The sequence below is a fragment of the Bordetella tumbae genome (genome assembly GCF_054780995.1).
The window spans coordinates 129,980-154,597 of the sequence record NZ_BAAGVG010000018.1 but is presented as its reverse complement, the minus strand read 5'-3'; the positions used below and the strand labels follow the sequence as shown (position 1 = coordinate 154,597).

General features: G+C 60.3%; 20 protein-coding genes. 14 read left to right on the top strand and 6 right to left on the bottom strand.

Translation table 11 applies throughout. The features are described 5' to 3' along the window. The first annotated feature begins 135 nt into the window (after positions 1 to 135). From ACYVI2_RS15520 to ACYVI2_RS15490, 7 genes are all read left to right on the top strand, one after another. Positions 136 to 513: a YkvA family protein gene (locus ACYVI2_RS15520; RefSeq protein ID WP_415815163.1), complete on the top strand. Its 378-nt coding sequence runs from the start codon at positions 136 to 138 to the stop codon at positions 511 to 513. Further along, positions 513 to 1,958, top strand: a complete 1,446-nt coding sequence (locus ACYVI2_RS15515; protein ID WP_415815161.1) for a DUF2868 domain-containing protein — start codon at positions 513 to 515, stop codon at positions 1,956 to 1,958. Before ACYVI2_RS15520 ends, ACYVI2_RS15515 begins: the two co-directional genes overlap by 1 nt. Beyond that, positions 1,951 to 3,336 (top strand): GTPase/DUF3482 domain-containing protein, encoded by a 1,386-nt coding sequence (locus ACYVI2_RS15510; RefSeq protein WP_415815159.1) that lies wholly within the window; start codon positions 1,951 to 1,953, stop codon positions 3,334 to 3,336. The genes ACYVI2_RS15515 and ACYVI2_RS15510 overlap by 8 nt, the downstream gene beginning before the upstream one ends. 405 nt (positions 3,337 to 3,741) lie before the next feature. Continuing rightward, positions 3,742 to 5,346 carry an ABC transporter substrate-binding protein gene (locus ACYVI2_RS15505; RefSeq protein ID WP_415815157.1) on the top strand — a complete coding sequence of 535 codons (1,605 nt, stop codon included), beginning with the start codon at positions 3,742 to 3,744 and terminating at the stop codon, positions 5,344 to 5,346. 202 nt (positions 5,347 to 5,548) lie between these two features. Further along, positions 5,549 to 6,520: an ABC transporter permease gene (locus ACYVI2_RS15500; RefSeq protein WP_094824062.1), complete on the top strand. Its 972-nt coding sequence runs from the start codon at positions 5,549 to 5,551 to the stop codon at positions 6,518 to 6,520. A 10-nt stretch (positions 6,521 to 6,530) separates the two neighbouring features. Continuing rightward, entirely contained in the window at positions 6,531 to 7,457 is a 927-nt protein-coding gene (locus tag ACYVI2_RS15495) for an ABC transporter permease (RefSeq protein ID WP_415815156.1), read from the top strand. A gap of 9 nt (positions 7,458 to 7,466) precedes the next feature. Continuing rightward, positions 7,467 to 9,203: a dipeptide ABC transporter ATP-binding protein gene (locus tag ACYVI2_RS15490; protein WP_415815154.1), complete on the top strand. Its 1,737-nt coding sequence runs from the start codon at positions 7,467 to 7,469 to the stop codon at positions 9,201 to 9,203. Positions 9,204 to 9,510: 307 nt separating this feature from the next. On the opposite strand, the gene ACYVI2_RS15485 is transcribed toward ACYVI2_RS15490, so the two are convergent. Together ACYVI2_RS15485 and ACYVI2_RS15480 are read right to left on the bottom strand one after the other, a co-directional pair. Continuing rightward, positions 9,511 to 10,650, bottom strand: coding sequence for a TPM domain-containing protein (locus ACYVI2_RS15485; RefSeq protein ID WP_460490323.1), 1,140 nt, complete (start codon positions 10,648 to 10,650; stop codon positions 9,511 to 9,513). Between the two features lie 7 nt (positions 10,651 to 10,657). Continuing rightward, positions 10,658 to 11,305 (bottom strand): LemA family protein, encoded by a 648-nt coding sequence (locus ACYVI2_RS15480; RefSeq protein WP_415822176.1) that lies wholly within the window; start codon positions 11,303 to 11,305, stop codon positions 10,658 to 10,660. 273 nt (positions 11,306 to 11,578) lie between these two features. On the opposite strand from ACYVI2_RS15480, the gene ACYVI2_RS15475 reads away from it, so the two are divergent. The 5 genes from ACYVI2_RS15475 to ACYVI2_RS15455 all read left to right on the top strand — a co-directional run bounded on the left by ACYVI2_RS15475 (position 11,579) and on the right by ACYVI2_RS15455 (position 17,082). After that, positions 11,579 to 13,234 (top strand): DEAD/DEAH box helicase, encoded by a 1,656-nt coding sequence (locus tag ACYVI2_RS15475; protein WP_415822178.1) that lies wholly within the window; start codon positions 11,579 to 11,581, stop codon positions 13,232 to 13,234. Positions 13,235 to 13,283: 49 nt separating this feature from the next. Continuing rightward, positions 13,284 to 13,913 (top strand): LysE family transporter, encoded by a 630-nt coding sequence (locus ACYVI2_RS15470; RefSeq protein WP_094824058.1) that lies wholly within the window; start codon positions 13,284 to 13,286, stop codon positions 13,911 to 13,913. 63 nt (positions 13,914 to 13,976) lie between these two features. Continuing rightward, positions 13,977 to 15,584, top strand: coding sequence for a peptide chain release factor 3 (locus ACYVI2_RS15465; RefSeq protein ID WP_460490322.1), 1,608 nt, complete (start codon positions 13,977 to 13,979; stop codon positions 15,582 to 15,584). 21 nt (positions 15,585 to 15,605) lie between these two features. After that, complete coding sequence (locus ACYVI2_RS15460) at positions 15,606 to 16,286, top strand: hypothetical protein (protein ID WP_415822180.1); 681 nt, start codon at positions 15,606 to 15,608, stop codon at positions 16,284 to 16,286. Between the two features lie 427 nt (positions 16,287 to 16,713). Further along, positions 16,714 to 17,082: a COG4315 family predicted lipoprotein gene (locus ACYVI2_RS15455; RefSeq protein ID WP_415822181.1), complete on the top strand. Its 369-nt coding sequence runs from the start codon at positions 16,714 to 16,716 to the stop codon at positions 17,080 to 17,082. A gap of 156 nt (positions 17,083 to 17,238) precedes the next feature. Here ACYVI2_RS15455 and bfr read toward each other — a convergent pair whose 3' ends face one another. The 3 genes from bfr to rpoN all read right to left on the bottom strand — a co-directional run bounded on the left by bfr (position 17,239) and on the right by rpoN (position 19,978). Further along, positions 17,239 to 17,715 (bottom strand): bacterioferritin, encoded by a 477-nt coding sequence (bfr, locus tag ACYVI2_RS15450; RefSeq protein ID WP_415822182.1) that lies wholly within the window; start codon positions 17,713 to 17,715, stop codon positions 17,239 to 17,241. 412 nt (positions 17,716 to 18,127) lie between these two features. Next, positions 18,128 to 18,421 carry a (2Fe-2S)-binding protein gene (locus ACYVI2_RS15445; RefSeq protein WP_415822206.1) on the bottom strand — a complete coding sequence of 98 codons (294 nt, stop codon included), beginning with the start codon at positions 18,419 to 18,421 and terminating at the stop codon, positions 18,128 to 18,130. Between the two features lie 135 nt (positions 18,422 to 18,556). Then, positions 18,557 to 19,978: an RNA polymerase factor sigma-54 gene (rpoN, locus tag ACYVI2_RS15440; protein ID WP_460490339.1), complete on the bottom strand. Its 1,422-nt coding sequence runs from the start codon at positions 19,976 to 19,978 to the stop codon at positions 18,557 to 18,559. Between the two features lie 16 nt (positions 19,979 to 19,994). On the opposite strand from rpoN, the gene ACYVI2_RS15435 reads away from it, so the two are divergent. Both ACYVI2_RS15435 and leuA read left to right on the top strand, forming a co-directional pair. After that, positions 19,995 to 20,657, top strand: coding sequence for a hypothetical protein (locus ACYVI2_RS15435; protein WP_415822185.1), 663 nt, complete (start codon positions 19,995 to 19,997; stop codon positions 20,655 to 20,657). Positions 20,658 to 21,204: 547 nt separating this feature from the next. Next, positions 21,205 to 22,917 carry a 2-isopropylmalate synthase gene (gene leuA / locus ACYVI2_RS15430; RefSeq protein WP_415822186.1) on the top strand — a complete coding sequence of 571 codons (1,713 nt, stop codon included), beginning with the start codon at positions 21,205 to 21,207 and terminating at the stop codon, positions 22,915 to 22,917. A 193-nt stretch (positions 22,918 to 23,110) separates the two neighbouring features. On the opposite strand, the gene ACYVI2_RS15425 is transcribed toward leuA, so the two are convergent. Beyond that, positions 23,111 to 24,400, bottom strand: a complete 1,290-nt coding sequence (locus ACYVI2_RS15425) for an amidase (protein ID WP_415822207.1) — start codon at positions 24,398 to 24,400, stop codon at positions 23,111 to 23,113. Positions 24,401 to 24,618: the final 218 nt, after the last annotated feature.

Here is a 24,618-nt window from a genome sequence, read left to right as displayed (position 1 = left end):
ATTAATCAACACAATTTTTAATTATTTTTGTTTTTATGCGAAATAATCCTTCCTAGTTGCCTGCCCCCCGAGCTCTACCGGGGGGTCTACAATGGGCTGTTACCTGATCACATTGGGCCTGATGCCCGACGCACCATGTCAACTGCGAATCCCACCTACGAAAAGGCCTATTCCGACCAGCGCTTCTGGCGCAAGGCGACGCGCCATGCGTCGGCTGCGGGCCGGCAGGCAGTGGAAAAGGCTCTATGGCTGTACTACGCCGTGAAAAGCCCCGACACGCCCAAATGGGCGCGCCGGGTCATTTATGGCGCACTGGGTTATTTCGTGCTGCCGTTGGACGCCATCCCGGACTTGGCGCCACTCGTTGGCTACACCGATGACCTGAGCGTCATGACCGCGGCGCTGGCGACCGTGGCGTTCTACATCAATGACGACGTCAAACAGCAAGCCAGCGCCAAGCTGCAGGACTGGTTTGGCACCTCAGACAAGACCGACGCGCCACCCACTCATTGATGGTTCCCCCTGCCGCCCCTACGACGGCTTTCCAGAACAACCCGCCGTGGCAAACTCACTGGCTGGCCGAAACCATACGTCTGCGCGAAGAACACTGGGGACCTCTCGAGGACGCCGACGCCGTACGCCACGCCCGCAATGGGCCCGACGCGTTGCAAGACCGCGTCTTGCTGCGCGCACAATGGCTCGGCCGCCGCGAGGGTCTGGATGGGCTGATTGGACGCTGGCGCCAAGGCGCAGTCATCAGCCTGCTGCTATTGCTGTTGATCGCTGTCCTGGCCGGCATCGGTTCAGCAGCGGGCACACTAGGCGATGGAACGCGCCCCGTTAATGTGTTGTGGGCAGTCGGTGCGCTGCTCGGCCTGCATGCGTTGACGTTTTTGCTCTGGCTGGCGTCATTTTTGCTGCGTCCCAGCCAGGCCACCGGGTTAGGACGCCTGTGGCTCTGGGCAACCCGCAAATTTGCGCGCGGCCCCGACGCGGCACTTGTGCCGCAAGCGTTGATGAACCTGCTGGCACGGGCAGGGGCCTTGCGCAGCTTATTCGGTACGATCAGCCACACCCTGTGGCTGGCGGGGCTGGGCGCAGCGCTGATCACCTTGCTGGTGATGCTGTCTACTGCCAGTTATCGCTTTGTCTGGGCGACAACGCTACTGCAACCTGACACCTTCGTTTTTCTGACGCGCGCGCTCGGCTGGTTACCCGCGCAACTGGGCTTCGCCATCCCGGCCGACGACATCGTGCGAGCCAGCGACAACAGTCAGGTTCTGCCTGCAGCGGCACAGGCGCAATGGTCTATCTGGCTCATCGGCGTGATCGTCGTGTATGGCTTGCTGCCCCGGCTCGTTGCCTGGCTGATGTGCCTGACGCAAACGATCCGTGCACAGCGGCGTCTGCATATCGATCCGTCGTTGCCTGGCTACGCCGCATTGCGTGATCGCCTGCTGCCGGCAATACAGTCCAGCGGCATCGACCGGCCGGTCGATCCTTTACATCAACCGCAGATCAGCAGCGGGCGCATCATCGGATCAGACGCGCTGGACGCATTGGACACTCAGCCTCTGTTAGTCGGTTTGGAACTGCCCGCCGATCTGCCCTGGCCGCCTGAGGACGTCCCCGTCGGCGTGGTCGACGCAGGCAATCTGGATTCCCGCGAGCAACGCAATCGTTTGCAGGATGCATTGGCCCAAAGCCATACCCCGCGTCTGCTGGTCGCGTGCGACGCCCGCCAGACGCCTGATCGTGGCACGCTGGGACTGATCGCCTCGCTGACGGACAAGGCCAGTCAGACGCGCGTATGGTTATACACAGACCAGGCGCATTCCTCGTCATCGAGCCGCCTGCAAACATGGCGCGAACGCCTCATGGCGGCAGGCATGGCGCCGACTGCCATAGTGCAAAATACCGACCATCCCCTGCGCTGGCTGGAGACGGGCAATGACTGATCCGATGCTGAAAATCGCAGTCGTTGGACACACCAATACCGGCAAGACGTCGTTGCTGCGCACGCTGACGCGCAATAGCGAATTCGGTCAGGTCGCAGATAGTCCTGGCACCACCCGCCATGTCGAGGGCGCACGCCTGAAATTGGATGGCAGGCCTGTGCTGGAATGGTTTGACACCCCAGGCATGGAAGACAGCATCGCCTTGCTGGAGTACCTCGAAAGACTCGACGACCCCGATACGCGTCGCGATGGTCCCGCACGCATTCGCCGTTTTCTGGATTCGCCGGAGGCGCACCGGCGCTACGAACAAGAAGCTCGCGTATTGACCAAAATGCTGGACTGCGATGCAGCCCTGTACGTGATCGACGCACGCGATCCTGTGCTGAGCAAACATCGGGACGAATTGGCCCTGCTGGCGGCATGCGGCAGGCCCCTGTTGCCGGTGTTGAATTTCGTCAATGCGCCGGCACACCGTGCCGATGAATGGCGCGAGGCGATGTCGCGTCTGGGGTTGCATGCAGCCCTGGAGTTCGACACGGTGGCGCCTCCTCTCGATGGCGAACGCCAGTTGTATGCCAAATTGGCGGTCTTGCTCGATCGTCATGCTGCGACACTTCATCGCCTCTCGGATGCGCTGGTACGCCAGCGCACCGAACGCAGCCAAGCCGCCTGGCAATTGGCCGCGGACCTGTTGATAGACGTAGCCGCGCTACGGACAGCCAGCCCGCCCGATGACGAGGCCCTGCAGACACACGCCGCCACGCTACGTGACCAAGTGCGGCGTCGCGAACAGGCCTGCGTCGATGCCTTGCTCGCGCTATACAACTTTCACCGCAGCGATTATGCCGACGATGATCTGCCATTGACCGACACCCGGTGGGGCATGGATCTGTTTCACCCACAGGCTCTGAAAGACATGGGGATCCAGCTAGGTACCGGCATGGCCGCGGGCGCCATGGCTGGCGCCGCCGTCGATATGCTCAGCGCAGGCCTGAGCCTGGGTACCGGCATGCTGATCGGCGCGGCCGCAGGAGGCCTCTGGCAGGGCGTCGAACGCTTTGGCGGGCGGCTGATGGGCAAACTGCGCGGCTATCGCGAAATCACCATTGACGATGCAGTATTACGCCTGTTGGCAATGCGGCAACGTCAGCTGATCAACGCATTGGAGCGCCGCGGCCATGCCGCACGCGATCCCGTCCATCTGGATCGGCCTGCCGACGACGCATGGCGCTCGGGCCGCCTGCCCGACGTCCTGAAAGAAGCCCGCAGCCGCCCCGAGTGGTCCGCATTGAACAAGGGCCACGAGGACGACGAACGCCGCAAGCGCACCGTGGCTGAGCTGGCACGCATTCTGGCGGCGCAGGATGGCACATCCTGAGCCAGTGCATCTGGGGAAATCTGCCGCCCAGCCCAGGCTTTGCCAATCGCCTCACGCCCACATACACCCGGGTTTTTCACTAGCCGCAACCGAGTACTAACCCCAAGCCAAAACAGTTGACGCTTAAATCACTGCCTCTATAAGATTCGACGTACCTTGGCAGCACTTATCCCACGCCAGGCAACCGAATCACCCGAGGCCAGGTCTATCGTGAACACGACGTCCTACGCAGTGATCGCCGTCACCGTTGCGCACCACCTTGCGCACGCCGCCGTCCATCGTCCCCTGCGAGGCCTCGCATCGTCATAAGCAATATGCCGAGCCCCCGGCCTGCACAAACCCTAGGGGCGGGGGCCCTGTTACTTCTGTCGCGCAATCCGCGCATTACACGGAGCACAAAGGGCTATGCGTATCACACCTATCATCAAGCGTTCGGCGCTGGCGCTGGCCATTTGCGCCGCGACATTTGCGGGCGCCGCACATGCCAAGACCTTGCATTGGGCCTATCAGGGCGATGCCACGTCGATGGACCCCATGGCGTTAAACGAAACCTTTACGCTGGGCTTTCAGGGCAACATCTACGAGACGCTCGCCGGTTACGACGGCGACATGAAACTCGTCCCGCTATTGGCGGAGAGTTGGGAAAATACCGAGCCGACGAAATGGGTGTTCAAGCTCCGCAAGGGAGTCAAGTTTCATGACGGCTCGCCCTTTACGGCAGACGATGTGATTTTCTCGTGGAAGCGCAGCATGACGCCGGGCTCGGACATGAAGGGCTACGGCGCCAAAGCTTCCGAAGTCAAGAAAATCGATGACTACACGATAGAGGTCACAACGCCTACCCCCAACCCGATTTTGCCGCGCGAATGGACCTTTCTCTACATCATGAGCAAATCATGGTCCGAGAAAAACAAAACCACCGAGGCCACGAACGTCAAAGGGGACAACCAGGGCAACTACGCCAACCTGCATGCCAATGGCACCGGACCATTCGTCCTGGTAGAGCGCCAACCCGATGTAAAAACCACGCTCAAACGCTTTGACGGCTATTGGAATAAGGACATCAAGACCAACATCGACGAAGTCGTCTTCCAACCGATCACGCAAGAGGCCACGCGTGTCGCGGCACTGATCTCGGGCGAGATGGACATCGTGCAGCCCGTGCCGGTACAGGATTGGAAACGCCTGGAAGACGCCCCCGGCGTGAAACCCTTGACCGAGCCCGAGGCCCGTACCGTGTTCATCGGGATGGACCAACATCGCGACGAACTGCTGTACTCGAACATCAAGGGTAAAAACCCCTTCAAAGATGCCCGCGTGCGCGAGGCAGTCGTTCTGGCAGTAGACGTCAATGCCATCAACCAAAAGATCATGCGCGGCGCTGCCAAACCCCTGGGCTCGTTAGTTGCGACCTCGGTCAACGGCTACGATGCCTCCTATGGCGAACCCTACAAACCCGATCCCGCCCAGGCCAAGAAACTGCTGGCCGATGCCGGCTATCCCGATGGCTTTACCGTCACACTGGACTGCCCCAACGATCGCTACGTCAACGACGAAAAGATCTGCCAGGCTGTCGCCGGCATGCTGGCGCGCATCGGCATCAAGATCAATCTGCTCGCGCAGACCAAGTCCAAGTACTTCGGAAAAATTCTGCTGCAAGCCGGCAACGACACCAGCATGTACATGCTCGGCTGGACGCCGAGCTCCACCGATGCCCACAACGTGCTGTTGAACCTGACGTCGTGCCGAGACAGCAAGACAGCAGCAGGCCAGTTCAATCTCGGCGGCTATTGCAATCCGAAAGTCGACGAGCTCACCAACAAGATCGGCGTGGAAACCGATCAGGCAAAACGCAATGCCATGATCAAAGAAGCCTTTGAGATCGTGCGCAAAGACTACGGCTACCTGCCCTTGCATCAGCAACCGATGTCATGGGGTATCAAAGATTCGCTCCAAGTCGTGCAACGCGCCGACGATGTATTGGACCTACGCAACGTCGTCATGCCTTGACGAACCGCTGCGCGAGGATGAGCAGACTGATCAGGACAAGACTCGCTGGTTATCTCGCATCTTTGCGCAGCGCGGGACAAGCTGAATTCATGTCTCGCGCGGCAGGCTCGATCCCTGCTGCGCGATGCACCGCTTACGAAAACACGATACGCACGAACCGTCACATCCCACGTATCTGATTTTCCCCTCACGGAATCCGCTCATGCTGGCTTTTATCGGGCGACGCCTGCTGCAATCGGTCCTGGTCATGTTGACCGTCGCGCTCATTGCCTTTGCCATGTTCCGCTATGTTGGCGACCCGATCGTCAGCATGGTAGGGCAAGACACCACCGAGGCTCAACGCGCCGAGCTGCGCGAAAGTTTAGGACTCAATGATCCATTCGTCGTACAGTATGCGCGCTTTGTCAGCAACGCTGCACAGGGAAATTTCGGCATCTCGTATCGGCAGCGCCAACCTGTCAGCGACCTCATCGAGCAGCGCCTGCCTGCCACGTTGGAGCTATCTTTTGTCTCTGCGTTGATGGCCTTGGCCTTTGGCATTCCCATGGGCATCTATACCGCGCTGCGCCGCCACGGCGTACTGTCCAGGGCTTTCATGGCCTTATCGTTGGCAGGCATTTCCTTGCCGACTTTTCTGATCGGCATTTTGCTCATCCTGGTATTCAGCGTGCAGTTGCGTTGGCTGCCCAGCTTCGGGCGCGGTGAAGTCATCGCCATCGGCGGCTGGACGACGGGTCTGCTCACGCCATCGGGTCTGGCTGCACTGATCCTGCCGGCGATCACGCTGGCCTTGTTTCAAATGACGCTGATCATGCGTCTGGTACGCGCCGAGATGCTGGAGATCCTGCGCGCGGACTTCATCAAATTCGCCCGTGCACGCGGCCTGCCGCAGCGCTTGATCAATTTCCGCCACGCATTAAAAAACACGCTGGTTCCCGTGATCACCATTACGGGCCTGCAGTTGGGCTCCATCATCGCCTTTGCCATCATTACGGAAACCGTGTTCCAGTGGCCCGGCATGGGGCTGCTCTTCATCCAGGCCATCAGCACCGTCGATATCCCGGTGATGGCCGCCTATCTGGTATTGACTGCGTTCTTTTTTGTGCTGATCAATCTCATCGTCGACATTCTGTATGTCGTCGTCGACCCGCGCCTGCGCGTGCAAAGCAAGTGAAGGAGCATTCATGATTGCCCGCATGGCCCCATTGTTTGCACGCGCGGCCGACAGCGACCTTTGGTATAGCTTCAAACGCACACCCAGCGCCGTCATTTCTGCCGTCATCACTCTGGTCATCGTGATCGGTGCACTTTGCGCACCGATCATCGCACCACACAATCCGTTCGATCTGGCATCGTTGAATATCATGGATGCCAACACACCACCGGCGTGGAACCCCGATGGCACGGCCGACTTTTTACTCGGTACCGATGATCAGGGCCGCGACATTTTGTCGGCGATTCTGTATGGCTCTCGCGTATCACTGTTTGTTGGCTTTGCATCGGTGCTGTTTTCCATGGTGCTGGGCGTCTCGCTGGGTTTGATCAGCGGTTACGTTGGCGGCCGTGTCGACAGCATCATCATGCGTATCGCCGACGTACAACTATCATTCCCCGCGATTTTGATCGCGCTATTGATCGACGGCGTGGCACGCGGTCTCTTGCCGCGCGACATGCACGATCAATTGGCGCTGTATGTGTTGATCTTTGCCATCGGTATTTCGGGTTGGGTGCAGTACGCGCGAACGGTGCGCGGCTCGACCATGGTCGAGCGCAACAAAGAATACGTGCAGGCCGCCAAACTGATAGGCATTGGTCCGTTGACGATTTTGCGCCGGCATATCTTGCCCAATGTCATGGGCCCGGTACTGGTCATCGCCACCATCCATCTGGCCATTGCCATCATCACCGAAGCCACGCTGTCGTTCCTGGGCGTTGGGGTTCCGCCCACCGCGCCATCGCTGGGCACCTTGATTCGTATCGGCAACAGCTATCTGTTTTCCGGAATGTGGTGGATATCGATTTTCCCAGGCATTGCCCTGGTCGCATTGGTGTTGTCAGTCAACCTGCTGGGTGATTGGCTACGCGACGCACTCAATCCCAAATTGCGCTAAAGGACTGTCATGGCATTACTTGATATTGCCCGCATGCGCATCGAATTCGCCAGCCGGCGCGGTACCCTGGTCGCCGTCGATGGCGTATCGCTCTCGCTGGATCGTGGCGAAATTCTCGGCGTGGTCGGGGAGTCCGGCGCGGGAAAATCCACCATTGGCAACGCCGTCATCGGCCTGTTGGAATATCCAGGCCGCCTGGCCGGCGGCGAGGTGCATCTGGATGGACAACGCATCGATACCTTGTCCGAATCCGAAAAACGCAAAGTGCGAGGACGTCGCATCGGCATGATCTTTCAAGACCCGCTGACATCGCTGGACCCGTTGCAAACCGTAGAAAGCCAGTTAGTGGAAACCATGCTCGTGCATCTGGATTTAAGCCACGCACAAGCTCAACAACGTGCGGTTGATCTGCTCAGGCAAGTCGGCATCGACCAGCCAGAACTGCGCGTCAAACAGTATCCGCATCAGTTCTCGGGGGGAATGCGTCAACGTGTGGTGATCGCGCTGGCCTTGTGCTGCGAACCCGAGATCATCATTGCCGACGAACCCACCACGGCGCTGGACGTATCGATTCAAGCCCAGATCCTCGATCTGCTGCGCAAGCTATGTAAAGAAAAACAGGTCGGCATGATCATCATCACGCACGACATGGGCGTGATCGCAGACATCACCGATCGTGTCGCCGTGCTCTATCGCGGCAAACTGGTCGAGCATGGCCCCACCGCAAAAATCCTGGGCAACCCCGATCACGCCTACACACGCAGTTTGATATCGGCCGTTCCTCGCCCCGATATCAAACTGCGGCGTTTCCCCTTGGTGACCTACATCGAAGACGTCAAGACTCCGGTCAAACCGATGGACGTGGCCACGCACTGGTTAGGCCAACGGCGTGATTTTGGCGAACGTACCGATGGGCCACTGGTGCAGGTGCAAGACATCGGCATGCGCTTCGTGCTCAAAAGCGCCTTTCTGGCGCGCAATCGCCGCACGCTGGATGCCGTCAAGCAAGTCAACTTATCCATTGCACAGGGCGAAGTCTTTGGCCTGGTAGGCGAATCGGGCTCAGGCAAATCGACCGTAGCACGATTGATCAGCGGGCTATATACCCCCAGCAGCGGATCCGTGACTTTCAATGGCACCAACCTCACCGCGTTAAAAGACGAAAAACGTATGAACGCCTTTCGACGCCAAATCCAGATGGTGTTCCAGGACCCGTTTTCATCGCTCAACCCACGCATGCGCGTACTCGACATCGTCGCAGAGCCGATTCGATTTCACAAACTGGCCGATAACGAAACACAGGTGCGTAGTGTTGTATCCGACTTGCTCGATGTAGTCGGACTCGGCACGAACGCTGCGCCCCGCTATCCACACGAGTTTTCCGGCGGACAGCGCCAACGCATATGTATCGCCCGCGCGTTGGCAACACGCCCGCGCTTTCTGATCTGCGACGAGCCTACCTCGGCATTGGACGTATCCATCCAGGCGCAGATCCTGAATCTGCTCAAAGACCTGCAGGAACAACTGGGCCTGACCATGCTGTTCATCAGCCACGACCTCCCGGTCATCCGCCAGATGTGCGACCGTGTAGGCGTCATGCGTCACGGAGAACTACTAGAGGTCGCAGACACCGAAACCCTATTCAAGACCCCGCAGCACGACTACACCCGCCACCTATTGAACCTGATGCCGCAATTACAAGCCATGTCCCGGGAATCCCTGGAGATCGAGGCAACCACCGTCTGACACGATTGCCCGAGAGCACACACCTGCAGCCGACACATCGACGATCTCACAAACTCGCCAGCCCGCCAGACAAAGTCCATACCCGCCGCCTTTGAACCAGCATCCGTTGTTCATCTCAATCGCGAGTCCCGGGCGCGTGCCGGCCTGCTGCGCCGGGCCGTAGAGCACGGATTTAGCCTCGCGCAGCGAGGCCGAGCCCCCTGCTAACGGGGCGAGTCCGTGCGATAGGCCCGGCGCAGCAGGCCGGCACGCGCCCGGGACGTCTTAAGAACCCAACAGAGCGCCCCCAAAGCAACGACGGCATAGCCTACCAACGCCCCGAAGCGCCCCCGCCACCGCTGCGGCCCCCGCCGCCCCCGAAGCCCCCACGAAATCCGCCACCGCCCCCGAAACCGCCACGGCCCCCTCGGCCACCCCCAAATCCACCACCAAAACCCCCGCCGCCTCCACCGCCACCCCGGCCGAGCCATTCCCGAAACAGGCGTTTGACCCCCAATACCCCCAGCACGCCGCTCAGCAACAGGCCCGCCACACCACCCGCGATGGCAGCCCACCACGTGCCGAAAACAAACCATGAAGCGACAGCCGCCCCCAATCCTGCGATCAGAGTAGAGGCTCCCAACACCAAGACAATCATTCCCAACACAAACGCCAAACCCATTTCCGACACATCGAAACCGCTGAACATGAATTCGTCGGAATTGCTCTGCGCCGACGGAGCAGGCAACGTCTCTCCATCGACCAATTTCTCGATCGCCGCAACGCCGGCCTCGATGCCCCCAGCGTAATCACCCGCCTGCAAGCGGGGCACGATCTGTTCGCGAATAATGCGGCCCGCGATCGCATCTGGAATGGCGCCCTCCAAGCCATAGCCGACTTCGATACGCAATGTGCGGTCATTCTTGGCCATGATCAGCAACACGCCGTCATCGGTGCCTTTGCGCCCCAGTTTCCAGGCATCGAACACACGCGTGGCAAATTGCTCGATCGTATCCGGCGCCGTCGTCGGCACAATCAATACGGCGACCTGCGCACCCTTGCGTTGTTCCAGTGCTGCCAGGCGTTGCTCCAACCCTTGACGGCGTGCCGTATCCAGCGTGCCCGTCAAATCTGTGACACGTGCCTGCAACGTCGGCACGCCGGCGGGAGCATCCATTGTCGAGCCATCGGCTGGCGAAGCCGTCGGCGCCCTCGATGGCGTAGACGCCGGCGTCTCTGGCGCGGGTGCAAGGGGAACACCGGGGGCCGTTCCCGTACCAGGTGCTGCCGATGAAACAGGCGGAATCGTCCGTATTACAGGGGGCACAGCATCATGCTGCGCGGCCGGCGCGACCTGCGCGCTCACCGGCATGCCAACCAGCATGCCGGACAGCATCAACGCCCACCCGCGGGCGAACCAGGACTCATGTTTGCGCCAGACCATACACAACGACACGAGATTTGCCATCACCGGCTTACTGAGCCGGGGCAGGCGCAGTCGTTGCCGGGGCAGAAGACGGAGCCTGGTTGCTGAACTGGATGTTCGGCGCCTGCGAAATGGCCGCCTCGTTCTCGACAGTGAAATTGGCCTTGGGCGCATAGCCGAACACCTTGGCAGTAATCACGGCAGGGAACTGACGCACCAGCACGTTATACGCCTGCACCGATTTCACATACCGGCCGCGCGCCACCGAAATACGGTTTTCCGTACCCTCGAGTTGCGTCATCAGATCGCGAAACAAGCCATCCGCCTTGAGCTGCGGATAATTTTCAGACACGGCAATCAGACGCGACAGCGCGGACGTCAACTGACCCTGCGCTTGTTGAAAACGCTCCAGCGCAGCGGGGTCATCCAGTTGATCCGCAGAAATCTGCAAGGTGCCGACCTTACTGCGCGCCTCAGTCACCTGGGTCAGCACATCGCGCTCGTGCGTCATATAGGCATCGACGGATTTCACCAACTGCGGCACGAGGTCGGCACGCCGTTGATATTGGTTCAGGACTTCGGACCACGAGGCATTGACCTCCTCGTCTGCCGCCTGAATGCTGTTGTAGCCGCAGCCCGACAACAAAGCGGCAGTCAACGCCAACCAAGAAAGACCCAGCCAACGGGGGATGTTCATCGCGTCTCAATCCTTTCAACAAAGAGAGGGACATTACAGCAGGTTGAGCCTGCTTTGCCCAGGGCGCGGTGTAACGTCCCCTATCTCTTGTTACGCGAAACCGCCTGGGCATGGGCTACAATACGCGCCGTGTGCTTAGCCAATCAGCACACATCGCTGGCGCTAGGCCGCCACGCCAGGCCCGACACGAGCCGGGCCTTTCCTTTATCTCCTCATTCGACCGCCTGGATTGGAGTCTCTCAACTAGAGCGACTGGCTGTTGCTGGAGTTGTTTTGACTGCCACTGTTTCTTTTGCCGACCTCGGGCTGGCTGATCCCCTTTTGCGTGCCATCGCCGAAACCGGCTACACCGCACCCACCCCGATTCAGGCGCAAGCCATTCCTCAGGTATTGAAAGGCGGCGATTTGCTCGCTGCAGCCCAGACGGGCACCGGCAAGACCGCCGGCTTTACGCTGCCCATCCTGCATCTGTTGATGCAAAACAAGCCCGCCCTGAAAAGCGCGGGCCGCCCGCGCTGCCTGATTCTGACCCCGACGCGCGAACTCACCGCGCAGGTCGCCGAATCCGTGCAGACCTACGGCAAACACACCCCGTTGACCTCCATGGTGATGTTTGGCGGAGTCAACATCAATCCGCAAATCAGCGCGCTGAGAAAGCCGGTGGACATCCTGGTGGCCACGCCCGGCCGCCTGCTGGATCACTGCGGCCAGAAAACCGTGGATCTGTCCGGCGTCGAGATCCTGGTGCTGGACGAAGCCGACCGCATGCTGGACATGGGCTTTATCCGCGATATCCGCAAAGTCCTCGCGCTGCTGCCCAAACAACGCCAGAACCTGCTGTTTTCGGCAACATTCTCGGACGAGATCCGGGGTCTGGCCCGCGGCGTCCTGAACAATCCCGGCGAAGTCTCCGTCACCCCGCGCAATACCGCGACCGAGTTGGTGAAGCAGACCGTGCACCTGGTCGAACAACATCACAAACGCGACCTCATCAGCCACATCATCCGCGAAAGCGGCTGGTACCAAGTGTTGGTTTTCACTCGTACCAAACACGGTGCCAATCGATTGGCCGAAAAACTGGTGAAAGACGGCCTGAGCGCCGCCGCCATCCACGGCAACAAGAGCCAGGCAGCGCGCACGCGCGCCCTGGCTGGCTTCAAGGACGGCAACGTGGCCGTCCTGGTGGCCACCGATATCGCCGCGCGCGGCCTGGATATCGATCAATTGCCACAGGTCGTGAATTTCGAGCTGCCGAATGTTCCCGAGGACTATGTGCACCGCATCGGCCGCACGGGCCGGGCAGGAGCGACGGGTGCGGCGGTCTCGCTGGTCGATCAAAGCGAAATCAAACTGCTCAAGGGCATCGAACGCCTGATCGGCAAAACCATCGAGCGCCTGCCCGTAAAGGGCTGGACGCCGTCCGCCGGCAACACCGCTGCCGCTTACGCCCGCCAAGAACGCGACGAAGACTCGCGCCAACCGCGCCGCCAAGGCAGCCCGCGTGGCGAGCAACGCCAGGGCGGCCAACGTCCAGGCGGCAGCCGCGGGGCCGGTACGAGCAGCCATCGCGCCAACGACGCTCGCGGCGCAAATGGCGAATCTCGTGCCACACGCAATGGTGGCGAGCCTCATGGCGGCACCGGCGCGGAACACCGCACAGGCCGCGGCGCGGGGCTAGCACCTCGGCATGGCGCGGGAGCAGGCCGCCCGGCAGGTCAGAGCCAGGCAGGTAATCCACGCCAACCGTCAGCCGCTCGCGGCGACCGCCCAGCCGGCGGCCATCGCCAAGACAGCCGCCCGCAATCGCAAGGTCCCCGCAGCACCGAGGGCAACGGCCGTCCGTCGGGCCGTCCCGCAGGCGCTGGCCGCCCCGCTGCCGGGTCCAATCGCTCTGCCGGTGCACCCCGCGCAGCGTTGCTGGGCAAGTAATATCACCCTCTTGTTCCTTTCACCCGTGTCATTCTGTCTGTAAATCATCATGACGCTCTCGACCTGGCTGACCTTTTTTGTGGCCTCATGGGCTATTTCCTTCTCGCCGGGCGCGGGCGCCATTTCGGCCATGACCTCGGGCCTGAAATACGGTTTTGCACGCGGGTACTGGAACACTGTGGGCTTGATCATCGGGATCATGGCGCAGTTCGTGATTGTTGCGGTGGGCCTGGGCGCGGTGTTGGCCACGTCCGAGCTCGCCTTCTCGATCGTGAAATACCTGGGGGTAGCCTATCTGGTCTATCTAGGCATACGCCAGATTCGTACCGATGCGGCGCCGGTCGCCGTCGATGCCGGCAACCCCGCCGACTTTTCCGTGCGCGATCTGGTGCTGCGTGGCATCCTGGTCAATCTGATGAACCCTAAAGGCACGGTTTTCCTGCTGGCCGTGGTGCCCCAGTTTGTGAACCCTGCGGCATCGCTGACGCCGCAGTACCTGGCCCTGGCCGGGACACTGGTATTCACCGACTTGGTCGCCATGGGCGTCTATACCCTGTTGGCCGCCAAGGTCCTACGCCTGCTGCGCAGTGCTCGCCATATTCGCTGGATGAACCGCATCTTCGGTTCTCTCTTCATCGTGGCGGGCGCCTTCCTGGCCACTTTTCGTCGTCACACGTAACAAAGCCTATGTAACAGGGCCGGTTACCGGCGTACGATTCGCGTCAGTAAAATCGCATCAATCATGAATATTTCCCAAGAAGTCGCCCGGCGACGTACCTTCGCCATCATCTCCCACCCGGACGCGGGCAAAACCACGCTGACCGAAAAGCTCCTGCTATTCGCAGGCGCGATTCAGATCGCCGGCAGCGTCAAGGCTCGCAAGGCCTCGCGCCACGCCTCGTCCGACTGGATGGAAATCGAAAAACAGCGCGGCATTTCGGTCGCATCGTCCGTGATGCAGATGGAATACCGCGATTGCGTCATCAACCTGCTGGACACCCCGGGCCACCAAGACTTCTCCGAGGACACCTATCGGGTCTTGACGGCGGTAGACGCAGCGCTCATGGTGATCGACGCTGCCAACGGGGTAGAGCCGCAAACCATCCGGTTGCTGCAGGTATGCCGCGCCCGCAACACCCCCATCATCACGTTCATCAACAAGATGGACCGCGAAGTCCGCGAGCCCCTGGAGCTGCTCTCCGAGATCGAGGGCCATCTGGGCATGGACGCCGTGCCGTTCTCCTGGCCGGTGGGCATGGGCAAGGCCTTTGGCGGCGTATTCGACATCCGCCGCGATCGTATGCGCGTCTTCCGCCCCGGCCAAGAGCGCCGTTCGGACGACGACGACATCATCAATGGACTGTCCAACCCGGAAATCGCCCAACGCTTCGGCTCCGCCTTCGAGCAGGCCAACGGCGAAATCGAGCTTATCCAAGAGGCGGCGCCGGCCTTTGACCGCGACGCCTTCCTGGCCGGCAAGCAGACCCCCGTATTTTTCGGCTCGGCCATCAACAACTTCGGTGTCCAGGAGGTCCTGGATGCGTTGGTCGAACAAGCCCCCGCGCCCGGCGCGCGCCAGGCGCTGGAACGCCTGGTCGAGCCTCAAGAGCCCAAATTCACCGGCGTCGTATTCAAGGTGCAGGCCAACATGGACCCCGCCCACCGCGACCGCGTGGCATTCGTACGCGTCAGCTCAGGACGCTTTGAGCGCGGCATGCGCCTGAAGGTCGCCCGCACCAACAAGGAAATGCGGCCCAACAACGTGGTGTCGTTCCTGTCCCAGCGCCGCGAATTGCTGGACGAGGCCTATGCCGGCGACGTCATCGGCATCCCGAACCACGGCGTATTACAGTTGGGCGATGTACTCACCGAAGGCGAGAGCCTGCGGTTTACGGGTTTACCGTTCTTTGCGCCTGAACTCTTCCAGGCTGTTGAAGTCAAAGATCCTTTACGCACCAAACAGCTGCGCATCGGCCTGACCCAACTGGGCGAAGAGGGCGCGATTCAGGTCTTTCGCCCGGAGGCGGCTGGCGGCACGCTGCTGCTCGGTGCAGTCGGTCAACTGCAGTTTGAGGTCGTCGCCCATCGCCTGAAAACCGAATACGGCGTCGAAGCCCGGATGTTACCGTCGCGCTACACCATGGCCCGGTGGATCACGTCAGACAATCCACGCGCGCTGCGCAAGTTCATGGATGCCAACGCGGCGCACATCGCCTATGATGTGGTTGATGCGGCGGCTTTTTTGATTGGTTCGCCTGCTCAGCTGCGCGTGGCCGAGGACCTGTATCCGGATGTGAAATTCCACGCCATGCGCGAGCACGGTGGCCAGGTCTTTGGTAGTCATGCTTAAACTGAACAGGGCGCCGCAAAAATGAGGGTAGCAATGTCTTGGCGAGTATTAATCGCGACGCTTCTGCTGGCACTGGGCGCCGCGGCGTGGGGTGGAATCCAACTAGGTGATTGGCTGGTTGCACACGCCCCCAAAGCCTCGGCTGCACCGGGCCAAGAAGCCCTGGCGTCTCAAGAACCCATCCTGGACGCCAATGGTCGCCCCTATGTAGCCCAACCGCCCCAGCCTCGGGTGGACGGCAGTCTCGGCGTCCCTGACAAACCCAACGGCTCGAGTTGGGCGGTACCGATGGTCTCGTTGTTCGAGACCACCAAGGACCCGTCGATACAGATATCCCGTGACAACATCAGCATGGACGAGGCTCGCCAGCTCGCGGCGACGTCCAACGTGCCGCTGCCATCCGGGACCTCCGACGTCACCACGCTGGACCTGCAAGCGCTACCGCCGACGACCACCGCGCCACCACCCGCCAATCAGGACGGCTATGCAGTCACCGCGGCAAACACCGCGCCAAGCGCCGCACCACAAGGCGCGGCTCCTGCGCCTGCCGGCCACTGGCAGGACGCCCTGAAACGAGAACTGGCCCAATGCGCCAACGAGGGCTTCTTCCAACGCCCCACGTGCTCCTGGAACGCCCGCAACAAGTACTGTGGCCCGAATCGCGCCTGGGGCACCATCTCGGAGTGTCCGGCGCGTCAATAGGACTCGGCGCATAGGTCAATCTATCGCATTGCCAAAGTCGGTTTCAAAAAACCGCTGATGGCCATCAGCCCTCGTTGCATTCCCTCATCATGAGTCCCTGTCGCGTGCCTGGGCGTGGCGCCGGGCCGTTGAGCACGGATTTAGTCCGCGCAGCGGACCGAGGCCCCTGGTCATGGGCCGAGTCCGTGCGATAGGCCCGGCACCACGCCCAGGCACGTGACAGGGACGCCTTCAGAGAGACAACCACGAGCAGCAAACGCCCACAACAACACCAACACCGATAAAAGATGCCAGTCAGCGCTTAACTAACCGGCATTGAGCGTGGGGGGCTCTTTTCATTGCTTATTTTTTATCGGAAGTGGAATAAAGTAGATGCCAGCGACGTCTATAGCAAGCAGTCCCCTTTTCTCATACTGGATGACACGCCATGCACACTCGAATCGCTGCAACCCTGCTCGTTTCCTGCGCCGCCCTGTTCTCGGCCAGCGCCCACGCTCAGGCAGTCAAGACCCAGGACGGCATGCTGGTCGACAACGCCGGCATGACGCTCTACACCTTCGACAAGGACACAGATGGCAAGAGCGCCTGCTATGACCAGTGCGCCAAGGCCTGGCCACCCGTGATGGCCTCCGCCGATGCCAAAGCGCAAGGCGATCTAAGCATCATCACCCGCGACGATGGCGCCAAACAATGGGCCTACAAAGGCAAGCCCCTGTACCTGTTCGTGAAAGACAAAAATCCGGGCGACAAAACTGGCGACAACGTCAAAGAGGTCTGGCATATCGTCAAGCCCTGAACGATAAGGGCCTCTGACGGCCTGAGTGGCAATGAGGCAGTGGCGATGTACACGACTGGCCCTCAAATGCATTGAGCCCGTACAGACCAGCCGGTCTGTACGGGCTCAACACAGCGGCAATGCGGGCGTCAGCGTATCGACGCCGCCTGAAATGAATCAGCCTTCGACTTCCATCTGGCTTTGCAGGTAATTCTGCAAGCCGACCTTGTCGATCAGCTCGATCTGGGTTTCCAGATAGTCGATGTGTTCTTCGGTATCGTCCAGAATGTCCTGGAACAGGTCGCGGGACACGTAATCACGCACTGACTCGCAGTAAGCGATGGCTTCTTTCACGGTAGCTTGCGCGCCTTGCTCGACCTTCAGGTCACAGGCCAGCAACTCGGGAACGTCTTCGCCGATCAGCAGTTTGTGCAGGTCTTGCAAGTTCGGCAGACCGTCCAGCATCAAGATGCGTTCGATCAAACGATCGGCGTGCTTCATCTCGCCGATCGATTCTTCGTATTCGTGCTTGCCCAGCTTCTTCAGGCCCCAATGCCCCAAGATGCGGGCATGCAAGAAGTATTGATTGATGGCCGTCAGCTCATTGGTCAGTTGCTTGTTCAGAAACTGGATGACGGTTTTATCGCCTTTCATGGTGTACTCCTTACGATCCCGGGACGCGGCGCCCGCGACCCTGCGTACGCCTTATCGCGTATGCAACGATCGCAGGCTAACACCGCTGGCAGGGTCAGGGCTAGAGCCGCGCTGCATTTGATAAATGGCTTTGCGAGCGCAATCCGAAAGCGACAACAAAATGAGAATGAGTATGCGTTTCGGACTATCCGCACATAGCGTGACGCCAGGCTTGCCATTGAAGCAAGCCGATGACGAAAATCCGGGGAGAAAATGCACGCCGAATATCGAATTATGAGCGCCGTACGAAGACAAATCGGCTCAAATCTCGACAAGGCATGATGTTGGAGAACTACAACGCACGCGCCTGCACGCTGCTGCCACGAAGCAGGCTACCTACAGGCGCCGCTCGCCCGCACCACGGCGCAACGGCTCAGGCTGCGGCAACCAGCGTGATCGGGAAACTATTGGCAGCGGGCTGGGCGTCGACCATGGGAGCAGAGGCCGTGAGATCCACGGCCATCGACTTGCCCTGACACACGCTGGAACAGCGGCCACCTGGCAGATATTCTTGAGCCATCTCTGCACAGCAACCGCAGCACGAGGCTACTCCCAATTCAAACTGCAAATCGGACAATGTAGTAGCGCCCGCGTCGACGGCGGCGTGAACTTGGCGTTCAGTGACGGCATTACATATGCAAATGTACATGAGAATAATTATCGTGATTTATTCTCGCAAAAGCAAGCGGATCAAACTGCAATCCGCTGTCCCCAAGTCATTGAAAAATAGGGACAAAACTATCTCCACCCGGCTTGGCCTGGAAACCCATTTTGGCGGGCTCACAACGCCGCGGGTACCGGATTACCGTGCCGCGTGCGCCTTGCGTAGGCTGGCAGGTGCAATCCGCAGGGCCTCGCGGTACTTGGCCACCGTGCGGCGCGCAATCACGATACCTTGATCGGCCAAGCGTTTTGTCAGCTGACTGTCCGACAAAGGCTTGCCACGGTCTTCGTCGGCCACCATCTGGCGGATCACGGCCTGGACAGCCGTTGCCGAGGCCACCTCGCCACCGTCCGTCGCCACCCCCGTTCCAAAGAAATGCTTCAGCTCCAGGGTCCCGAACGGGGTCAGCATGTATTTCTGCGTCGTCGCCCGTGAAATGGTGGATTCGTGCAAGCCCAGCTCTGCGGCAATATCCTTCAGGATCAAGGGGCGCATCGCGGCAGGGCCTTCGCTGAAAAACGCGGTCTGATGCGCCACGATGGCCTGCGCCACACGCAGGATCGTGTCAAAGCGCTGCTCCACATTGCGGATCATCCAGCGTGCCTGCTGCAACTGGGCATGCAGGCCTGCATGGCTGGCCTCACGCTGGTTGCCCAGCAACTGGGCATACAGCGCATTGACCTGCAAACGCGGGACAGCCGCAGTATTGAGCACCACCAGCCAGCCCTGGCGGGCCTTGCGCACAATCACATCCGGCACCGCATAATCGGCGGCGGGCACCGTCCAGGCGCGGCCAGGGCGGGGGTCCAGTTTCCGAATCAAGACCTGCGCCGCACGCGCGGTTGCCTCATCGCAATGCAGGGCATCGCGCAGCCGCGTCACATTGCCGGTGGCCAACAACGGCAAATGCTCGGCACACAGGCGACGGGCACAGGCCAGCACTGCAGGGTCGGCGGCCTCGCGCAAATGTTGCACGTCAGGGTTGCGTAATTGCAACACCAGGCATTCCGCCATATCCCGGGCGCCGATCCCGGGCGGGTCGAATGATTGCAACAGCGTCAGCGCCGCCCGCAACTCGTCCAGATCCGCCTGGGCCTCAGGCGGTATCCAGGTCAGAATTTCCTCCAGAGGCGACCCGAGATAACCGTTGTCATCGAGTTCATCGATCAGCAAAGCCACCAGGGCGGCATCGCGGCTTCCAGCTCGGGTAAGGCCTAACTGAGAAAGTAAGTGCTCACGTAAAGTATCGCTGTGCGCGCGATCAGGGCCGTCCATACGATCATCCGGATAGACGCCTCCCGAACCGGGCATTTCCTCTGCACGGGGCTCCGTGTCGCGCAGAGATTCGTCATCCATCGACGTTTCGCGTTCCGCAGGCGCCTCTGGCTCGGCCTCTGCCCGCTCTTCGCTGCGCTCCAGCATTGGGTTATCGGCCAAAGCCTGCGAGATTTCGGCTTGCAAATCCAGCGTCGAAAGCTGCAACAATCGGATAGATTGCTGCAGTTGAGGGGTCAACGTCAAATGTTGACCAGTACGAAGTTCTAATGCGGGCCGAGTCATAGGTACAATATTTTGCATGATGAATGCCGCCTCGCCCGAACGCGTACGCCAAGATCGCCGACTGATCGGCCAAACGCTGCTGAAATTAGCGCTGCCTCGACTCATAGTCCGGGGGGTGGTGCTGGTCATCGCCGCCATCATATGGCTATTAGTCGCCTCGTGGTTGCTGGATTTTGGCCGCAGCCTGAGCTTTGAGGGCTTGCAGGCTTTTGGCCAGCAGGCGATCGACCTATTGACGCGCGTCAATCCCTACCTATGGTGGGGTGTCGTCGTCATCTGGTCACTGATTGTATTTTTCGCAGTACGCGCCTGGGTGGCCTCAGACATTGACGCCGCGCGCGCCAAACCGGTCGCCCCGAGGGATCTGTCCGCCTTGACTGCCCAGCTCTGCGACGAAGTCATCAATGTCCTGCGCTGGGTCTGGGGCAATCGCGAAGAGCCCTTTACGCTCGGCGACTTGCGCCAGGCGCATATCGAATTGCGCCATGGCCGCATCGACAAGATCGATCTGGTCCGAGAGCAAGGCAACATTCTTGACGGTCAAACGGCTGCCGCGACACGTTCCCAGCCCGCTACGAGTGCACCGTCTGCAGCGCCCGCCCAGGCCGCCGTCCTGACGACACCGGCGGCCACCGCCGAGACGCGCCCGGCCTCGGGACGCATCGAACCCAACCTGTAGTACGCGGCGTCGCCCATTTAGAAAAATCGCCTCTCGAGGCGATTTTTTTCGCCCTGACACCCAAGGATGCCCCCCGGCAGATCAGCCCACGGGCGGCCTGTCCGTGGCAAATCCGAGAGGCTTATCCACCACCAGGCTGAGGAGCGCGCTGCAAGCGCCGCATGCGTCTTTTTGAGCTCATTGCGCCCGTGTCCGTTGCATCTTGGCCAAAAATGTGTTTGACTAGCGACTTATGGCCGATATCCGAATCCCCCTCGCGATTGCCTCCGGACGCTTCAGCGCACCGGGTGCCGGCCTGCGCGCTCGTATTTCCCCCCTCGCGCTATCGCTACACCTACCGATCGGTTGCCGGGCCTCGCGCCTGTGGTAGCTCGGCAGCCTCGTACGCCACAAGTTTTTTCTCTGTTCATTTATTGATTCCAGTCGACCCATCCACGGTCCACTGACGGTCCAGGCCTAGAACCCTGACCAGCCGAACAGAGCATGCCGGTAACAAAAACCGGAAATACTTTATCCCGCCACCCTCGGGACTACTGATCAAGGTGTAATGATGCTTGCCAACCCCGCTACCAAATACGTACCGTTTGCTCCGTTCGCGCGTGATTTTTCTGAACGCACCTGGCCCAGCCGCCGCATCACGCAGCCGCCCATCTGGATGAGCACCGATTTGCGCGACGGCAACCAGTCGTTGATCGAACCGATGAGCATCGACCGCAAGCTGCGTTTCTTCGAGCAACTGGTCAAGATCGGCTTCAAGGAAATCGAAGTTGGTTTTCCGTCGGCCTCGCAAACGGATTTCGATTTCGTACGCAAGCTGATCGACGAAAAACGCATTCCCGATGACGTCACCATCATCGTCCTGACCCAATCACGCGAAGACCTGATCAGCCGTACGGTCGAATCGGCCGCTGGCGCCAAGCAAGCCATGGTGCACTTGTACAACGCGTGCGCCCCGGCCTTTCGCAAGATCGTCTTCAACATGAGCAAAGACGAGATCAAGCAAATCGCCGTCACCGGTACGCAATTGATCAAGCAACACATGGCCAAGTATCCGGAAACGCAATGGCGCTACGAATACTCTCCCGAAGTCTTCAGCACCACCGAACCGGAATTCGCACTGGAAGTCTCCAACGCCGTGGCCGAGACCTGGGGCGCCACGCCGCAGAACAAAATGGTGCTGAACCTGCCCGCAACGATCGAGGCGACCACGCCGAATCTGTACGCCGACCAGATCGAGTGGATGCACAACAACCTGGCTCGCCGTGACAGCATCATCGTCAGCGTGCACCCGCATAACGACCGCGGCACTGCCGTTGCCGCCGCCGAGTTCGCCGTGATGGCCGGCGCCGATCGTATCGAAGGCTGCCTGTTCGGCAGCGGTGAACGTACGGGTAACGTGGACCTGGTCACGCTCGCGCTGAACCTCTACACCCAAGGCGTGCACCCAGGCCTGGATTTTTCCGATATCGATGAAGTGCGCCGTTGCGCCGAGTACTGCAATCAGTTGCCCGTGCACCCGCGCCATCCCTATGCCGGCGACCTGGTATTCACGGCCTTTTCCGGCTCGCACCAGGACGCCATCAAAAAGGGCTTTGCTCAACAGCAAGCCGATGCCGTTTGGGAAGTGCCCTATCTGCCTATCGACCCGGCCGACCTCGGCCGCAGCTACGACGCCGTCATCCGCGTCAACAGCCAATCGGGCAAGGGCGGGGTCTCGTACCTGCTCGAGCAGGAACACGGCCTGGTCTTGCCGCGCCGCCTGCAAATCGAATTCAGCCGCGCCATCCAACGGGTCACCGATGAAACCGGCCGCGAAGTCACGGCCGACGACGTTCACACGATTTTCAACCGCGAGTACCTCGAACAACATACGCCTTGGAAACTGGTGCGTCACCGCATCGAGGGCGATCCGTCTGCCGGTGAAGGCAAGCAATTCAACATTCAGGTTGAACTCGACTACAACGGCGAACGCCGCGTCGTCACGGGCTCGGGTGATGGTGCGATCTCGGCCTTTGTGAATGCGTTGGATATTCCGGTGCGCATCATGGATTACCACGAACACGCTATCGGCACCGGCACGGATACCCGCGCCGCCAGCTATGTTGAACTGCGCGTCGGAGACTCCGCAACCGGCTTCGGCGTCGGGATCGATCGCGATATCGTCACCGCCTCGTTCCGCGCCGTACTCAGCGCGGTCAACCGTCACCTGACCAATGGTGCCGCGACGCAGATCGAAAGCGAGGCTGTCCAGGCGGCGTGATCCGTGGCCCTGGCAACAATGAAAAGCCCGTCTACTTGAACTGCCCACAAGGAAGTTGACATTAAAAGCCGGGCAGCATGAAAAAGGCCTGAGTCCGATATAGAGTCGGACTCAGGCCTTTTAGCTGGGCGGCGATGCGTTGATGACGGCCATCGTGGCGCAGTGCGCGCGACGACCCATGCTATCGAACTGATCAGTCCCCGTCATCGGGGCGCAGGACCCCCAGGAGCCACCGGGCGATGGCCAGCGTACGCCGGTCATCGCCGCTGCGTCCGACCACCTGCAATCCCACAGGCAGGCCCTGCGGCCCTGTGTAGAATGGCAGATGCACGCAAGGCGCACCGAACAGCGTCCACACGCGGCAAAATAACGGGTCGCCCGTACCTTGATCAAAAAAAGGCGCCTCGCCGCTGGCGCTGGGCGCCAACACGACGTCGTACTGTTCAAACCAACTATGCGCACGTTGGCGGCCTTCTTCGACACGAATCAGGTTGGCACGATGTTCCTCTGCAGTGATCTGGGATCCTGCATCCAACAAAGCCTGTAGCGAGCTGCTCAGACCGGCGCGATGACGTGTGCGCTCGAAAGCCAATGACTGCGCCATCTCAAAGCCCATGATATCGGCATGCACCTGAACCAGGGAACACAGTATCGGCGGTAACTCCACCTCATCAATCTGCGCGCCCGCACGCGACAGCACGCTCGCAGCCTGCGCATAGGCATCGCGTGTCGCATGATCCGTATGCCGCCATTGCGAGGTTCGATACATGCCAATACGGGGCTTGGCATCGTAATCGAGCTCACGTAATTCACGATCACGCATCAACACCGAGGCGAGCAACGCAACATCGTCGACGCTACGTCCGAACCCGCCTATGGTGTCCAATGAATCGGCGATGGTCTTTAAACCGGCACGTTGAATCCGACCAAATGAAGGTTTGTATCCGACGACGCCGCAATAGGCGGCAGGGCGAATGATCGAACCGGCAGTCTGTGTGCCCAAGGCCAGGGGCACCATATGATCGGCCACGGCAGCCGCAGAGCCGCTGGATGATCCGCCCGGACTATAAGCCGGGTTATGGGGATTGCGCGTCGGGCCCGGTTGAAACGTTGCGAACTCCGTGGTGACGGTCTTGCCCGCTACCACTGCACCGGCCTCGCGGCACGAGGCGACCACGGCGGCATCGATGGACGGCTGGTGATTGTCATAGATGGGCGAACCGTAGCGCGTCGGTAAATCGCTGGTCGCGAAAATGTCTTTCACGCCGATCGGTAACCCGTGCAGGACACCTTGTGTGCTTGACCTATCCAATTCGCGGGCACGGGTCAGCGCGAGCTCCTTGTCCAGAGCCGCCCATGCACGTACGACCCCCTCACGCTGCTCGATGCGCGCAAAGCACGCCCGTAGCAATTGCTCGGCACTCAACTCGCGGCGCGCCAATAGCTGCGCTGCACGCGTTGCACTCAAGCGATTCAGTTCAATCGTTTTTTTTTGCTGCAAACCCATGTCCCTTCCCCGGGATGATCCTCAATTTTTTCGTCCTACAGATGTAGCACAGGCACATCATCCGTATTGCATTGCCGCACAACTGTTTTTCTATAAGTTCATACAACAAAAAGATGTCGTGATCATGAACTCGTGCCGCATCGCAACACCGATTTTCATTGGCACTGCCATATAAGCACGATACCGTATCTCGT